Annotated in this window: 20 protein-coding genes; all 20 read left to right on the top strand. The window is 62.2% G+C overall.

Annotated features, from left to right (window positions below):
• The first annotated feature begins 61 nt into the window (after positions 1–61).
• On the top strand, positions 62–2764 hold the full coding sequence (locus AC1D1B_RS24945) for a DNA-directed RNA polymerase (RefSeq protein ID WP_477335314.1): 2703 nt from the start codon (positions 62–64) through the stop codon (positions 2762–2764).
• Between the two features lie 184 nt (positions 2765–2948).
• Positions 2949–3308: a hypothetical protein gene (locus tag AC1D1B_RS24940; RefSeq protein ID WP_477335312.1), complete on the top strand. Its 360-nt coding sequence runs from the start codon at positions 2949–2951 to the stop codon at positions 3306–3308.
• Positions 3301–3720, top strand: a complete 420-nt coding sequence (locus AC1D1B_RS24935; RefSeq protein WP_477335310.1) for a beta-sandwich lipoprotein — start codon at positions 3301–3303, stop codon at positions 3718–3720. The genes AC1D1B_RS24940 and AC1D1B_RS24935 overlap by 8 nt, the downstream gene beginning before the upstream one ends.
• 33 nt (positions 3721–3753) lie before the next feature.
• Positions 3754–4389: a hypothetical protein gene (locus tag AC1D1B_RS24930; RefSeq protein ID WP_477335308.1), complete on the top strand. Its 636-nt coding sequence runs from the start codon at positions 3754–3756 to the stop codon at positions 4387–4389.
• Position 4390: 1 nt separating this feature from the next.
• Positions 4391–4684, top strand: a complete 294-nt coding sequence (locus AC1D1B_RS24925) for a hypothetical protein (RefSeq protein ID WP_477335306.1) — start codon at positions 4391–4393, stop codon at positions 4682–4684.
• 20 nt (positions 4685–4704) lie between these two features.
• Positions 4705–6240, top strand: a complete 1536-nt coding sequence (locus AC1D1B_RS24920; protein WP_477335304.1) for an SGNH/GDSL hydrolase family protein — start codon at positions 4705–4707, stop codon at positions 6238–6240.
• Complete coding sequence (locus AC1D1B_RS24915; RefSeq protein ID WP_477335302.1) at positions 6237–6758, top strand: hypothetical protein; 522 nt, start codon at positions 6237–6239, stop codon at positions 6756–6758. The genes AC1D1B_RS24920 and AC1D1B_RS24915 overlap by 4 nt, the downstream gene beginning before the upstream one ends.
• An 80-nt stretch (positions 6759–6838) precedes the next feature.
• A complete protein-coding gene (locus tag AC1D1B_RS24910) occupies positions 6839–7102 on the top strand; it encodes a DUF7940 domain-containing protein (protein WP_477335300.1) in 264 nt (87 codons plus the stop codon).
• Positions 7089–7592 (top strand): lysozyme, encoded by a 504-nt coding sequence (locus AC1D1B_RS24905; RefSeq protein ID WP_477335298.1) that lies wholly within the window; start codon positions 7089–7091, stop codon positions 7590–7592. The genes AC1D1B_RS24910 and AC1D1B_RS24905 overlap by 14 nt, the downstream gene beginning before the upstream one ends.
• A 90-nt stretch (positions 7593–7682) precedes the next feature.
• Positions 7683–8045 (top strand): hypothetical protein, encoded by a 363-nt coding sequence (locus AC1D1B_RS24900; RefSeq protein ID WP_477335296.1) that lies wholly within the window; start codon positions 7683–7685, stop codon positions 8043–8045.
• A 162-nt stretch (positions 8046–8207) separates the two neighbouring features.
• Entirely contained in the window at positions 8208–8732 is a 525-nt protein-coding gene (locus tag AC1D1B_RS24895) for an N-acetylmuramoyl-L-alanine amidase (protein WP_477335294.1), read from the top strand.
• 93 nt (positions 8733–8825) lie between these two features.
• Positions 8826–9107, top strand: a complete 282-nt coding sequence (locus tag AC1D1B_RS24890; protein WP_477335292.1) for a helix-turn-helix domain-containing protein — start codon at positions 8826–8828, stop codon at positions 9105–9107.
• Positions 9104–9526, top strand: coding sequence for a hypothetical protein (locus AC1D1B_RS24885; protein WP_477335290.1), 423 nt, complete (start codon positions 9104–9106; stop codon positions 9524–9526). The genes AC1D1B_RS24890 and AC1D1B_RS24885 overlap by 4 nt, the downstream gene beginning before the upstream one ends.
• Positions 9513–9869 carry a DNA ligase LigA-related protein gene (locus AC1D1B_RS24880; RefSeq protein ID WP_477335289.1) on the top strand — a complete coding sequence of 119 codons (357 nt, stop codon included), beginning with the start codon at positions 9513–9515 and terminating at the stop codon, positions 9867–9869. Before AC1D1B_RS24885 ends, AC1D1B_RS24880 begins: the two co-directional genes overlap by 14 nt.
• Complete coding sequence (locus tag AC1D1B_RS24875) at positions 9814–11637, top strand: toprim domain-containing protein (protein WP_477335287.1); 1824 nt, start codon at positions 9814–9816, stop codon at positions 11635–11637. Before AC1D1B_RS24880 ends, AC1D1B_RS24875 begins: the two co-directional genes overlap by 56 nt.
• 63 nt (positions 11638–11700) lie before the next feature.
• A complete protein-coding gene (locus tag AC1D1B_RS24870; protein ID WP_477335285.1) occupies positions 11701–12003 on the top strand; it encodes a hypothetical protein in 303 nt (100 codons plus the stop codon).
• Positions 12004–12023: 20 nt separating this feature from the next.
• Entirely contained in the window at positions 12024–12872 is an 849-nt protein-coding gene (locus tag AC1D1B_RS24865) for a hypothetical protein (protein WP_477335283.1), read from the top strand.
• A gap of 31 nt (positions 12873–12903) precedes the next feature.
• Entirely contained in the window at positions 12904–13092 is a 189-nt protein-coding gene (locus tag AC1D1B_RS24860; protein ID WP_477335281.1) for a hypothetical protein, read from the top strand.
• 92 nt (positions 13093–13184) lie between these two features.
• Positions 13185–15374: a DNA polymerase gene (locus tag AC1D1B_RS24855; protein WP_477335279.1), complete on the top strand. Its 2190-nt coding sequence runs from the start codon at positions 13185–13187 to the stop codon at positions 15372–15374.
• Positions 15331–15843 (top strand): HNH endonuclease, encoded by a 513-nt coding sequence (locus AC1D1B_RS24850; RefSeq protein WP_477335277.1) that lies wholly within the window; start codon positions 15331–15333, stop codon positions 15841–15843. The genes AC1D1B_RS24855 and AC1D1B_RS24850 overlap by 44 nt, the downstream gene beginning before the upstream one ends.
• Positions 15844–15916: the final 73 nt, after the last annotated feature.

The raw sequence follows: 15916 nt of genomic DNA, 5'->3' as shown, positions 1-15916 counted from the left end.
ACAAGAGCAAAGCGCCCCGGCCCCTGCAACAGGCCTTGGCGCGTATGGGAGCCGCCGCACCATGACCGCACACCACGCAATCATTGCCGACCAACTCGACCCCTCCGCCCCTGAGGCGCACCCGCTATGGCAGCTAGAGCTGGACCTTGAGCGGGACATGATGCAGTCCGGCGCTGACGCAGTGCGGGATGCCGTAATCAAGAGCGAACGGCGGGACCAGATGTCACGCTCCCCGGTTATCCGTGGGGTGATGACCGACTGGCTACCGGAGCTTGGAGCCCACATCCGGGACTGGGTGAGGCAGGCCAATCTGACCACAGGCCCCCGCCCCATCTCGCTGACCTACATCAAGGAAATGGACCCGCACGTTGCCGCCCTGGTAACCGTGAAGGCCATCATGGACGGCATAGGGCGCTCCAACCAGAAGCTCGTCCAGCTTGCCATGGACATTGGCCGGACCTGTGAGCACGAGCAGCAGGTACGCCTCTGGGAGGCCAAGCAGCCCAAGCTGTTCTACCACTACAAGGACGAGATGGACCGCAACCGGGCAACCGATGTGCACCGCCGCCGTGTCAACGTCAACCAGTTCGCCAAGCTGGTGAAGGATGAGCAGATTGACCTGAGCTGGAACGGCTGGGGCAGGGAGGCCAGCTTTCGGGTGGGCGTATCGCTCATTGACGCCTTGGTCACCAAGACCGGCTGGTTCGAATACCTTCCGGACCCGGAGCACGTGTTCAAGCGCGGCGCTGCCAACTCCCCGCAGATCGTGGTGGCCCCCACAGAGGACTTCCGCAAGTGGCTGGGCAAGGCCATGGACCGCTACGAATTGAACAGCCCCCACTACCGCCCCACGGTCATCCCCCCGAAGCACTGGGACGGCATCAGGGACGGGGGCTACCATACGCCCTACGTCCAGTCTCCCCGCTTGGTCCGCTTTAAGGCCCACCAAGAGACCCAGAAGGAATACGCTGCGGATGAGTATGACGCCATCGACATGCCGGTGGTCTACGATGCCATCCACCTCTTGCAGGAGACGAGCTGGAGGGTGAACAAGCGGGTGCTCGATGTCGCCTTGAAGGCGTGGGCATTGGATGAGGGCATTGGCAAGCTACCGCCGATTGAGGACCTCCCGCTGCCCGACAAGACCCCGGAGATGATTGAGGACCAAGCGGCAGCCCGTGAGGCCCGCAAGGCAAAGCGGGAGCACAAGCGGAGCCCCCACGTTGACGCCCAGGTCCTTGACTGGAAGAAACGCGCCAGCCCCATCTACCGGGCCAATGCTAAGCGGTTCACCCGGATGCGGGCCACCACGGTCACCATCCAGACTGCCCAGAAGTACGCTGAGTACGAACGGTTCTACTTCCCGCATATGCTCGACTTCCGGGGCCGTATGTATCCCATCCCGAACTTCCTCCAGCCGCAGGGCAACGACCTTGCGCGGGGCCTGCTGACCTTTGCCGATGGGCTTCCCATCACGGAGGACAACGGTGGGGCGGGATGGCTGGCCATACAGCTTGCGAGCATGTGGGGCCACGACAAGGTGCCCTACGATGAGCGCATTGGCTGGGTGGAGGAGAACGAGGTCATGTTCCGCCTCATCGCGGAGGACCCGATGGTAAACATGGAGTGGGCCAAGGCGGACAAGCCATGGCAAGCTCTAGCCGCATGTCTCGAATGGGTGGACTTCCTCAACGCGGGGTGGGGCTTTGTGTCCAGCCTCCCGGTGATGGTGGACGGCACCTGCAATGGCATCCAACATCTCTCCGCCATCTTGAGGGACGAGGTGGCAGGGCGCTACGTCAACCTCGTGCCCAGCGACAGGCCGCAGGACATCTACAAGGTGGTGGCCAAGGGCACGGAGACCATGGAGGATGGCGTATGGGTTGAAGGCCTCCAGCGCATCCTTGAGGACATCGAAACGCAAGGCGGCCCGGACATACACAAGGCCTCCTACTGGCTGGACCTGTGCAAGCGAGACCTCCCCCGCACCCTCACCAAGCGGCAGGTCATGGTGCTGCCGTATGGCGGGAGCCGTGATGCCTTCTACAAGTACACACGGGCATGGCTGGACGAGGCAGACCCTGTGCCAGACAATGGTGGCACGCCAGCCTACCGTGAGCGCCGCAACGAAATGATTACCTTCATGGTCAAGCATATGTGGGCCGTGGTCAGCAAGGTGGTGGAGAAGGGGCTGGCCGTCATGACATGGCTCCAGAAGTGCGCCAAGGCCGTGGCGGACACCAACCAGCCCATCTACTGGCAAGTGCCCAGTGGCTACGTGGTGCGGCACTTCTACGGGCAGACCATGGACAAGCGCGTGGAGTTGAAGCTCAGTGGTGAGCGGGTGAGGGTGACGGTGCAGGAGAGGACCGCAAAGCTCAGCGCCAAGGAGCAGCTCCAAGGCATAGCCCCCAACTTCATCCATTCACTGGACGGGGCGGCACTCATGCTCTGCCTCAAGCGGTGCAGGGAGGCGGGCATAGAGGACTTTGCGGGAGTGCATGATGCCTTCGGGACGCATGCCGCCAACATGAACCCTCTCGCCCAGTTCCTACGGGAAGCCTTCGTGGAGGTCCATGAGCATGACGTGCTTGGGGAGTTCCGTGCGGCCTGCCAACGCATCCTTGTGGACGTGCTGGTGGCGGAGCAGGGCATGGACCCACTGGCGGCTGCCGAAAAGGCGGACGAAATGCTCCCGGAGCCGTTGGAAAAAGGCAGCCTGGACCTCTCCGCCGTGCTGCAAAGCGACTACTTTTTCGCCTAACATTTCGCGGGCTTAACGGCTCGCCGGAAATACCACCCACTATACGAAGGGAAAAGCGCTCGGCTGCTTGGCGGCTCGCGGGGTGACGGCCCCTTCGATCACTGTTGCAGGGCTCTCCATGGGTTACACCGTGGGGGGCCCTTTCTGTTTGCTTTCGCCTCTACGACCAACTGGAGAGACCATCATGGGAGTACGCAAATTCGACCACGGGCACGAGGTCCCCAAGCACCTCCGTGGCAAGAGGCCACTCGACCGCGACAAGCTCAGCCTCACGCCCCGCCTTCACGCCCTCAACGTGGCCCACGAAGCCCTGTTCCCCATACAGGACTGGGATGGTGGCCCGGAGGAGCAGACCTTGGGGGTGGGCGTGCTGTTCGCTGCCCTCTGCCTCAAGACAGGGCTGGACCCCTACGTCCTCTATCAGATGGGCATGCGGGTCCTCACCGCCCCCGACGAAGGGGACCACGTGACCGGCAACAGCGCCCAGGTGCTTCAAGACTTCCTTGGGGCCCGCATAATGGCCAAGGAGACATCCATTGCGTAACATCTTCGCACTCGCCGCAGCTCTCATCACCACGGGCCTTGCGGTGGCCTCATGCAACGACGCGGACGTGGCCAGCCGAAACCTCAGCACCGCAGCCGACAACTTTGAGATCACACGGCGCATCGTGTTCTACAACGGCATCACGGGTGACTACATGCTCACCCTTGAAGGTCTGTGCTCGCTGGGCAATGCGGACCCATCGCGGCAGCTCACGGTCACCTGCAAGACCGGCCCCGGGGAGTTCAAGAAGCACTTCCTTGGGCTCTCGGACAACGTGACCTACTTCGTGGAGCAGACCGCGCCGGCACCGGCTGGGACCTACCACTATCGGGTCATCTTCAAGCCTCAGACCATCCTCCCGGACCTCGACTTCAAGGGTGACGCCGGGCAGCTCCTCTCCAACCCAAACTGAGCCCTAGGGCCAACCGCGCAAGGACCAGACCACATGACCACGACCTACAAGGACAGCCCCTACGGCATCGCCCAGTACCCCCACCTCAACAAGCCGGACACCAAGTTCGATGAGCGCGGCACGGGTGGCGAGTACAAGGTGGACCTCATCATCGACGGTGACGCCGGGGGCCGGGAGCTGTTCGACACCGTGTCGGCGGCCTCACAGCAGGCCTTCGATGACTGGATGGCGGACGAGAAGGGTGGCTTGAAGCTGCCCAAGCTCAAGCGTGAGGAGTTCAAGGTGTTCTGCCCGGCCAAGCCTGAGCGGGACGAGAACACCGGGGACGAGACCGGGCGCTACATCTTCGACTTCCGGCAGAACGCCCGCATCAAGCTGCGTGACGGCACCTTCAAGGACATCACGGTTGGCCTCTACCAGCCGGACGGCAAGACCGCTGTGACCAAGGGCATTTGGTCGGGCTCTGTGCTCCGCGTGCGGTATGCGCTGCGGGCCATTCCCATGCCTGGCCTCAAGCAGGTGGGCGTACGGCTGGACTTCGCGGCGGTGCAGGTGCGGAAGCTCGCCACGGGCAGCCAGCAGCAGGGCTTCGGGGCTGACCCTGATGCTCCTGCCGATGGGTTCGGTGACGACAGCTCGGGCACTGATAGCGGCGCGGCGGACTACTGATATGGCCCGCTTCTCGCCAATCCAAGCACGGTCCCCGGACGGTGGCGTTCAAGTCGCTTCCGCCACGGGCAACACCCTGCTTTGCGCGGAGGACCTGTCGTGCCTCAAGCGAACCATCTTCAACGACAGCACGGCCATCCTCTACGTGAAGGTGGGCGTGACGGGCGCTTCGGCTACCTCCAAGTCCTTCAACATCGCCCCGGGTGGCTACTTTGAGGTCTTCGACACCACGGCAGTCATCTACGGAGCATGGGCAACGGCCAATGGCTTCGCCTACGTGACAACCTATCGCTGACCTTTGAAGGGGCCAAGACCATGGGACTTTACGGAACAGGAAGCCTTGGCCCCAAGGGCAACACACCGCCCGGCAGGTGGGACATGGTAGCTTTGGGTGGCCCGGTAGTGGAGACACCCGGTGTTGACTTGGTGCTCCCCGCCACGGGTGTGGGTGGTGCGATCTATTCGGCCAATGCCATCTCTGGGTCTGCCCTTGCGTGCTGCCGTGTGGTGCGCACCTCAGACAGCGCTGAGCTGGACATTGGCTACCGCACGATAAGCCGACAGCTTGACCTCCAGGCTGCCATGGCCTTCAAGCAGTCGCCAGCGGATATCATCCTGCTCAAGACGGTGTACGACCAGAGCGGCAACGGCAACCACGCCACCCAGACCGTCCAGGCCAACATGCCGAAGCTCCTCGCTGAGCGTGGCGCTGCCTTTGTGTTCGGCGCTAGGCGGGCAGACAACACTATCGGCAACGCCATCACGCGCCACATGGCCATCCCGGCAGGCGTGGCGTTCGACCGTCTGGGAAACACTAAGCTGGCCGTCTTCACCAGCTACGTGTCCATTCAAGGCATCATTCCCTACGAGTTCCCCAACAACGCCCAGTCGGACAACCTTGCGCTGTCGTCGGGCAACGCCATGTCCGTCCGCTGGTTCCCCGGTGCTGTCAACGACAAGGTGCCAGCCGCCAAGCAGAACCCAGAGTTCTACGGTATGGTGACGGGAGCCACGGGCTCGGGCATCTTCCGCACCACAGGGGCCAAGAGCACCATCACGGCACCCACCACGCTGGCCGTAGCGGGCGGCTACTGGGGCTTCAACTCTGCGGCATCCCAACCGTGGAACAAGGCGGCCCGTATGGACTTCGGCCTGCTGGCTTTCTATCCGACCCAGCTCAATGATACCCAGATCACGGATGCCCGCACGGCAGCCCTCGCAGCCTTCGCCATCCCCACCACCTTCGACAACAACTTTGTGTTCGTTGGGGATAGCATCACGGAGAGCGTCTACACCGACGACAACAAGACGCTTGTCGCCACGGCTATGCCTTCCGTCTCGGCAGCCAACCAGCAGATATGGAACCTTGGCATTGCGGGCCAGACGATGGCGCAGATTGTCACCGGCAGGGCAGCGCATGAGGCCACCCTCTACAGTGGCTCCATCACCGGCAAGAACGTCCATATCCTCTGGGCTGGCACTAATGACATCGTGGCGGGCACAGGCGTGGCGTCTGCCATCATGGCCAACATCCAGACTTGGGTGGCGGCCCAGAAGGCCCTAGGGTCCAGTGTGCGGTGCGTGGTGGGGACATGCCTGCCGCGAACCACGTATGCATCGGGCAGCGCAAAGGACCTGGACCGCATAGACCTCAACAACCAGATACGCGCCAATGCCCCCGTCAACGGCTACACTGTGGCAGACTACGCGGCTGATGCGGTGATGGGGCTGTACGCCAACCTGTCGGACACCTCGCTGTACGGCGATGGTATCCACCCAGTTGCCGCTGGCTACCAGAACTATCTGGGCCCCATATGTGCAGCCGCTATCAACACGGCGCTTGCATCATGACCAGAGCGATACCCAACTGGGTGCGGGCCAAGAGTGCTGCCAAGCGGGCAAGCTACAGGTCCGGGCTTGAGGTCTCGCTTGGCGAGGAAATCAAGGCAGCCGGCCATCCGGTGGTCTACGAGGAGTACCGCTTGCCTTACCTCGTGCCCGAGACCCGGCACCACTACACGTGGGACTTCACGCTGGCCAACGGGATCATCATCGAAGGCAAGGGCATCTTCGACGCCACCGACCGCGCGAAGCACCTCTATGTTCGCGAACAGTTCCCGGAGCTGGAGATACGCTTCGTGTTCTCAAGCCAGAACGCCAAGATTGCCCCCGGTAGCAAGACGACGCTGGCCGTGTGGTGCAGGCAGTACGGCTTCCTGTGTTCACACAAGCACATCCCGCCCGAATGGTTCCGGGAGAAGGGTCCGGCTATCCACCCATCCATCCTTCTGGCTGAGGGCCCGTATGGCTACCTCAAGCGGGACCCGGATGCCGCCCGCAAGGAGGCTCTCCGCCGTGCGTCAAGGTGACCTAGAGCTACTCGCATGGTGGGCCGTGCTGTTCTTCCTGCCCTGCATCATCCGTCTCGGCTAACCCATAAGAGGCACCAATGCCCGGCAAGACGCCCCCGTATTATCGCACCCGCATGACCTACCCCCAGCCCGTGCCCGATTGGCGCACCCGGCTCCGCAAGGCGTGGTCGCCCCGCTTCATGGCCGTCCTTGGTGTGAGCCAAGCGGTCAATGCCGTGTGGCCGAACTTCGGGGGCATCGTGGACCCGCCCGTCTTCAACGCGGTGAGCTGTGTGCTCGCCCTGCTGGCCCTCGTGGCGATCTTCACCAAGCAGGAGGGCTTCACCTATGGCAAACGCTAGTCGCCTCAAGCAGGGCACGGCGGCAGGGGCCCTCCTCGTCACTGTCATCACGGGCTTCGAAGGGGTGCGCCTCAACGCCTACCCCGACCCGGCCACCAAGGGCCCGCCGTGGACCATCTGCATGGGAGAGACCCAAGGTGTCCGCCCCGGCATGCGCAAGACGCTGGCTGAGTGCAAGGCCATGCTGGCCGTGCGGCTCCCGAACTACACGCGGCCCATCGCGGTGTGCCTCAAGGCCCCCGTCACGGACAAGCAGTTCATTGCGCTGGTGTCGCTGGGCTGGAACATCGGGCCGGGCAAGGTGTGCCACTCCAAGAAGGGCCCCAGTGTCATCGACCTGTTCAACATGGGGAAGGTGCGTGAGGCCTGCAATGCCTTCCTCAAGTACAACAAGGCGGCGGGCATAACGTTCCCCGGGCTGACATCACGCCGCGTCAAGGAGCGTGCGCTGTGCCTTGAGCCCCCGTCCGCTGGGAACCCGCTGTCATGACCGGCCTCGTGTTCATCGGCCTCCTTGCCCTGCTTGATGCCGGGCTCATTGTCTACATCGCCTGCCGCATCTTCAAGGGGACATGACACCATGGCCACCATAAAGGGATACCTCTATCTGGCCGGGGTGCTTGCCATCCTCGCCGTTGCCAGTGGGCTCTACGCAAAGGGCCAGCTTGATGCCCGCCATGCGGTGGAGACTGCGGCCCTCAAGGCCACCATCACGCGCATGCATGCCCAGGCTGAGGCCGACGCGGCAGCCGCAAAGCTGGACGCCATACAGGCCAAGCTCGACGCTGAGGACCTCTACGCCCTCGCCCAACGTACTCAAGAGCTACAGGACAAGCTCAATGCGCCCGATACTGTTTGCTTTGATGGTCATGACGCTGGCCTCGTGCAAGACCTCTGGGGACCTCGCACAGCTCAGTCTCCCGCCCATCCCGGCAGACATTAAGGCCACGCTGGAGCACCAGACGGCCAGACCTAAGGACGGCGCGATGACAACCAAGAGAGCCTTCGCCCTCATCGCGGAGCTTAAGGCCAGCGAGGTGGCAAAGACGGCGGCAGGGAAAAGGCTTATCGCCCTGTGGGAAGCTCGGATGAAGGTGAAGCCGTGATGCTGGCCTACAAGCTCCGCGCTGCGACCACTGCGGTAGTCCTGCACGATAGCCACACGCCACCCAGCCAGTCAGACGTGCAGCACTTCCTTGCAGTCGGCGGACGGGAGAAGGGGCTGCTGGACATAGGCTACCACTTCCTCATCCTCCGGGATGGCCTTGTGATTACGTGCCGGCCATTCACCGTGCAGGGAACCCACATGCGGTCCAAGCGCAACAGGGATACCATAGCGGTGTGCTTGGCGGGCGGCACCACAGAGACCTACGCTGTCTGTGAGAATGGCCATGATAGGTGCTACGAGGGGGCCTTTGAGGGCTGCCCGTATTGCAGCACCAAGACGGACCCGGAGGACAACTTCACGCCCGACCAGTGGCACAGCCTCACGCTCCTCATGCACACGCTCCGCAAGCACTACGGCCCCCTCCCTCTGGTGGGCCACTCGGAAATCGATAAGCACCACCACGGGCGATGCCCCCCGGTGGACATGATGGAGGTGAGGGACCGATGCCTAGTGATCCTCTGAGAGGCCACTGTGCGGCCACCGTCATGGCAAGCCCCGAAGTCACCACTACGCTCGCAGCGCTCGCTGCCTTAGCACCACCGAAAAGGAAGCCCCATGCATTCCAACCTAAAGCTCTCGACACAGCAGCAAATCGTGATGTCACAACTGGAGAAGGGCCGCTCCCTGACTAATCTTGTGGCACTCACCTGCCATGGCGTCCAGTCGCTCAGCTCCCGCGTGGCGGAACTCCGCAAGCTTGGCGTTCCGATCATCGACCGCACGGAGACCGACCAGTTCGAGCGGCAGTTCAAGGTGTACTCCATTGAGGCAGCCAAGGTGCAAGCCGCAGTGGAGACGCTGGTGGCCCGGACCATTGAGGGGAACGACGCACCATGAGCAGGCTGCCCCTCTATCGCCACATGGCCGCCCCCAAGGCCCGCAAGGTTCTGGAGGTGGACCCGGATGCCTACGTTGAGCGTCCAAGCTATCCGCGAACCATCCGCGTCGGCCCCTTTGACTGGACCATCAAGCCGTGGGATAGCCGGGCGGCCGGCAACTCTGCGGCCTACGGGATGTGCGACACCGGCACGCTCACCATCTTGGTGCAGGAGGGCCTGACCATCCAGTGGGAGCAGCACGTCCTCCTCCACGAGTTGCTCCATGCCATGCACAGCACCGGGGCAGTCCGTGAGCTGGCGGCGGACAGCAGCTTGGAGGAGGGCATCGTGTCCATCTTCGCCTTCCAGTTCATGGGCCTCATGCGGGACAACCCGGACCTGATGGCTTACCTCATGCACCGCGATGCCGCTGCTTGACGGCTACGTGGGGGGTATCATCAAGAGCAACGCGAACATGCTCATCCCCCACTACCTCATGCACTCCTACCTGTACTACGTCATGGACGACCCGGTGGTGAGTGACGCCATGTTCGATACGATATGCAAGCGGCTTCTGGCGGAGCTTGATGGTTTGAGCCACGTGCACAAGCCCCTCGTAGACCCAAGTCTCCTTGTGGCGGGCTCGGGGTTCAACCTCCAGTTCCCCGGGATGGTGGCAGGTGCCGCTCAGTGGCTTCATTACAACAAGAAGGCGTTAGCCCAGCATGGATCACGATCAAGGCGAGAGCGTTCCGGTGGGCCCCAAGGCTCCGTGCCCTGACTGCGGTGGCAAGAAGTGCCTCCAGACCTACACGGACGGGCACACCTTCTGCTTCAAGTGCGAGGTGGTCACACACCCGGAAGGCACCACAGCGGCCCCCCTCAAAGTTGTTGGTGGAATGGACCGCGACTACGGGGACCTCCTAGACCCGGGCCAGCAGGTGGACCCGTGGGCCTCCAAGCAGAAGCGGGGCATCACGTCCGACACCCTGCGGCGCTACGGCGTCTTCTCGGGGGGCTACTCGGGCGGCAAGGTGGTGGTCTATCCGTACTACTCCCAGGACGGCGAGTTGGTGGCCCAGAAGCTACGGACAGCCGGCAAGGAGTTCCCGGTGCTCAAGGGCCCGGGCTATACGGCACTCAATGAGTGCCAGCTCTTTGGACGCCACGTCTACGGCGACAAGTTCGACCGGCAGATTATCATCACGGAAGGCGAGGAGGACGCCCTTGCGGTGGCCCAAAGCCTCAACTTCAAGGTGGCCGTGGTGTCCGTCAATGGCGGGGCAGGCAACGCCGCCAAGAGCATCAAGGCCAACTACCTGTGGCTAGACCGCTTCGCTGATATTGTCCTCTGGTTCGACCTGGACGAGGAAGGCCAGACGGCTACCAAGGAGGTGGCCGCACTGTTCAAGATCGGCAAGGTTCGCATCGCCAAGGCCAGTGGCTTCAAGCCTGACAGCAAGGTCCCGGCCAAGGACGCCAGCGACATGCTGCAAGACAACCGCCCGGGTGACATCCAAACGGTCATCTTCTCGGCGGCGGCATGGCGTCCAGCCGGCATCGTCAACGCGGCCCGCGACAAGTCGGACGTGCTGGCCAACCGCGAAGGGGCCCGGGTGTTTGACTACCCGGACTGCATGCCGCTCCTCCAAGAGATGACGGGGGGCATGTATGATGGCGATGTGGTCTACCATGTGGCCGGCACCGGGGTGGGCAAGAGCACCCAGATGCGCGAAATCATGATGCACCTCGTGGACCAAGGCGTGAAGATTGCCTACTTCTCGTTCGAGGACACCAAGCGTGACGCCAAGCTAGGCCTCATGAGCATCAGGGCTAACACGAGGCTGGGCATGGTGCCAGAGCCTAGGGCTCCCAAGTCGCCAACCCCGGAGGCACTGGCGGCCTTCGAAAAGGAATGTGACCAGTACGACGCTCTGATGGGGAAGTGGCATGAGCTTACCTTCAAGGGCGGGCTCGTGGAGCTGTTCGACCCGGAGACGGCAGACTGGGCCATGGAGGCCCTGCTGGGCTACATGCGCTATTGCGTCAAGGCTCTGGGCGTCTGGGCAATCTTCGTGGACCCCATGTCGTTCCTCACTGCTGGACTTGACCTCAACGCTGATGAGCGAAGAGTGCTCGACAAGATCGCCGCTGAGATTGCCAAGCAGGGCAAGGAGCTAGGCTGCCACACACAGATTGCCCACCACCTTAAGCGAGTGGGTCAAGGCATACCGCACGAGGAAGGGGCCCCCACCTCCCTCAATGAGCTGCGGTCATCGGGTGGCCTCGCCAACTTTGCCACTGCGGTGGTGGGCTGGGAGAGGAATAACCAAGCGGAAGACCCGCTATGGAGAGTTACTCAGGCCCGCGTCATCAAGCCCATACGGCGGACGGGACGGTCTGGCAAGGCGGACCTTCTCTACTTCGGGGAGGACGGGCGGCTCATCAAGTCGCCTCACCCCATGCCACCTCCCGGCAAGCCAGACGGTCAGCATGAAGGCAGCGGGTCACGAGGGTTCGCGCCAGACACGGGCGGGGGGGACTATTAGCCGCCCTCCTGCCCACCTCGTCTGCTACCCCAATAAGAAGAACACAAAGGATGCGTGGGGGCCATGAGCCTACAGACCGAAGACGACGCTATTGACCACACGAAGCTGGAAAAGGAGGACCTCGTGGCCCGCCTTATGGGTGCCCAGATGCTCGCCCGCTTCATACTCCGGGGATACTCCGCGAAGGTCTCCTATGATGTGGACTTCATGAAGCTGCCCGAGTGGCAGAACATGCAGGACCTTGAGGAGACCTACAAGCTCCGGCCCTACGCGGCACAGTGGAAGATTGCAGCATGGATAGGCCGGCTGGACCGTGCCTTGGATGCAGCTATCCGCCGCCGCCAGATGCAACTCCAATCCCGATAACCCAAGGGGGACCCTCTCCGATGAACCTCAATGCTAACCCCAAGCATGTCTCCTCGCCCGTTGACATCGCGCTTTACAACGAGCGCATGGCGCGGACCTTGGCGGACAAGACGTTCTTTGTTGAGAGGGTCCCCGCAGAGGTCACCGTCTTTGCGGACTTCGGGTGTGCGGACGGGCGGCTCCTCCGGGATGTCCACCTCATGCGCCGCGACTGGCCACAGGGCTGGGGGCACCACTACATCGGGTTCGACCACAACGCCGGGATGATTGAGCTGGCGAAGCATGTCCGCTCCATCGGCAACTTCGAGTTCACCAGCGACTTCGCCATGTTCGCTGCCCGCATCAACCGCCACCGTAGGAAGGGCCTCAAGGTCTGCCTCGTGCTCAGCTCCGTAATCCACGAGGTCATGAGCCAGCAGCCCAACGAGTTCATCCCGTTCTGGCACCAGCTCAAGAACCTGGGCTGCGAGTACATCGCGGTGCGGGACATGGGGGTGGACCCCGATGCCTACCACAAGCGCGTCTCCCGTGAGGAGTTCGAATCGGTCACCACCGGCCCGGCTTGCGAGAACATGAAGCACTGGCTTCTGACTGGGGCCGCTGAGCCCGGGCAGTTCGCCAACCGTGCAGAGTTCCTTGAGGCTCTCCTCAAGTGCGACTACCGGGACAACTGGGAGAACGAGTGGGCGGAGCGCTACTTCCCCCTTACGGCTGACCAGTGGGTGAATTTCACCACCGTGGGGTCCGGCTACAAGCTCCGCCACTTCGAACACTCGGGGCTGCCGTACCTCCAGCAGAAGTGGAAGGACCGCTACGGCATCTACGTGCCCGACCCGACACACGTCAAGCTCCTCCTCCACCGCGACTGACACGCGGCAACGCACAAGGGACTAGCCAACCATGAAAGCCGTCATCCTCATCATCATTGGTCTCACCCATGGGCAACCCAATGCCCAGCAGGCCGGTGTCTTCCAGAATGCCGATGAGTGCCAGAAGGCTTGGACGCTGTTCGCTGCCACCGCGATGCTCAACAAGGTGCCGCTCTCTGGGGTGTGCATCGTGTACAATATCCCGGGCAAGGACGTGTGACCGTGGGCCGCCGTCTTGTTGGCGACTTTGAGGGCAACGGCCTGCTAGACATGGGACCGGCCCTCCGCATGCATTGCCTTGGGACCATCGACATGGACGCCCCGGGCCCAGCCCCCTCTGGCCGTGAGGAGTTCTATTACGGTCCCGCAGTGCCATACGACTTCGACTGGGACCGCATGCCTGTGCCCGATGAGGCTACACGCCAGCTCCTCGCCAACCCCACCAGCCTTGACATAGCGGATGGCGTTAGGTCCCTGCAAGACGCGGACATGACGGTGTTCCACAACGGTGTGGACTACGACTACATCGCGGCGGAGATGTGCTACCCGTGGTTCAAGCGCCCGGCGAAAGCCTGGGACAGCTACGTGATGGCCAAGGTGGTGTGGCCTGTTGACATCCTTGCGGACCCTGACTTCAAGAGGGCCAAGGCCGCCATCAACCCTATGCCCATGAACCTCGTCAAGCGGCACAGCCTGAAAGCGTGGGGCTGGCGTCTGGGTGACCATAAGGCCGACTACGAAGGCGACTTCCACAAGTACCCGGAGCCCCGCGACCGTCCCGCCAAGGCAGGCGATGAGCGGTTCGATAGGCGGTGGGATGAGTGGAACGGCTTCATGGCAGCCTACATGATGCAAGACAACAGGCCATGCCTCAAGCTGTGGAACCTCATTGAGGACCGCGTTGGCTGGAACCCGGAAGTGAAGTGCTCCGTGGTCTGGCCTGAGCGGGTCTTTGAGGTGGAGCATGAAGTAGCCCGCATCATCAAACGGCAGGAGTTGCACGGTGTACACTTCAACGTCCCGAAGGCCCAGCGCCTCGCTGCTGACCTCACGAACGAGCTGGCCAAGATTGAGAAGCAGCTTGTTGCAACCTTTGGGTCATGGTGGGCGACTAGCCCCGTGGTCACTCCAGCAGCCAGCCGCAAGGTCAAGCTTACGTATCTGCCGGATGTAACCAGGCCGCGCTTCGGAGCGAAAGGCCAACCGCTGGCACCGTATGTCGGCCCTCCGGTCTGCGAGTACAGCCCCGACGCACCCTATACGCCAATCGAGTGGACCACCTTCCAGCCGTCCAGCCGGGACCACCTGGGGCAGCGCCTCCAAGCGCTCTACGGGTGGAAGCCCAAGATGTTTGGCAAGAACGGCAAGCCCACGGTGGACGAGGGAACCCTTGAGGAAATCCCTGAGGCGGTGATGCCGAAGGATGTTCGCAAGCTTCTCATCAACTACTTCGTGGTGGCCAAGACGCTCGGCACCCTGGCAAAAGGCCAGAAGGCGTGGCTCAACCTTGTGGACGACAACGGGTTCATCCACGGAGGCATGGACACGGCGGGCGCTATCACAGGGCGTTGCACCCACAAGAACCCAAACCTAAGCGGCGTCCCAGCCGTGATGAAGGTAAAGGACGTACACGAGGACGGCACTAAGTACGAGCGTGTAGCCTACGGCCTAGAGGGCCGCTATGGCTTTGAGTGCAAGGAGTTGTTTGAGGCCGACCCAGGCTGGGAGTTCACGGACTGTGACGCCTCCAGCTTGGAGCTAATCGACCTTGGGCACTTCCTGTACCCATTGGACGGCGGCAAGTTCTCTGCCCGCGTATGCGACCCCAACCGTGATCCGCATCAGGAGCACGCGGACCTTGCGGACATGACCCGCTCGGATGCCAAGACGGCCACATATCTCAAGGTTTACGGGGGTGGGGCCTACAAGCTCAGCCTAGCGTTAACCGTTGGGGATGACACTGAGGTTGTGGAGCTGCTCGGCTACCGGGGGCTCCCCATGCTCTTGAGCAACTTGGTCAAGCGCTTCGACCAGACCTTTGTGGATAAGCTGGACGACAACCAACGGGCACGCATCGCCAAGGCCCGCATCATTTTGAACAAGTTCGACAAGAACATTGAGGGCCTCAAGGCTCTATCAGATGACGTGAGCAAGGTGGCCGAACGGGGTTGGTTGAAAGGCCTTGATGGCCGGCGTGTGTACGTCCGCAAGGCGTATGCGGCCCTCAACACACTCCTCCAGTCTGCGGGCGCTGAGACCTGCAAGCTGTGGCTCGTCTTAATCCACCAAGAGCTTGAGCGGCGGGGGTGGGTCTACGGCAAGGACTTCAAGCAAGTGTTGTTCGTTCACGACGCTCTTAGCTTCACCCATCGCCCTGGGCTAGGCCCTGAGCTGCTTGAGGTGGCCTTTGCGCAAATCAAAGTGGCGGGCCGCATGCTTGGCCTTAGAGGAGAGTACCGTGCCGCAGGAAAGACTGACAAGGATTGGGCGCGGACGCATTGACCTTGACTTGATCCTGGCCACCTTCCGCCTTGACGGTGAGGACGTAGTGCGCATCTCATCGGAGAAAGTCGTCAAGCCCCCAAAGGCCCGGCGATGCGTAGTCAACTGTGGCCGCGCTGATGGAAAGCAGGTGAACCTCTACTACCATCGCATAAAGTTCGCGCTGGCTAAGGGGTATCTCCCTGAGCAGGTAGACCACAGGGACACCGACTGGCACAACTCCCGCCTTGGCAACCTTCGGGCTGCTACAAATCTTGAGAACAACCTTAACAAGGGCCCAAGGAAGCGAAAGAGCGGATTGCCCCGGGGGGTGTATCCCATCAAGACAGGCGGGCGGTTCTTTGCGAGGATCAAGTGGGCGGGCCTAACGCATTACCTGGGCTCGTATGACACTCCGGATGCCGCCAGCCAGATTGTAGAGGCACGGCTCAAAGTGTTGCATGGGGAGTTCTACCATGCGCCCGTATAGTGGGGATTACCCCCCGCAGCTTTGGCTCGTCCTCAAGCTCGCCCATGACAGGTACATTAGTGTCCAAGGCGAC

The organism is Mesorhizobium sp. P2_C5_2 (assembly GCF_056404535.1).
Note: the sequence above shows the minus strand (reverse complement) of the source record. Positions and strands in the feature narration are given on the sequence as shown.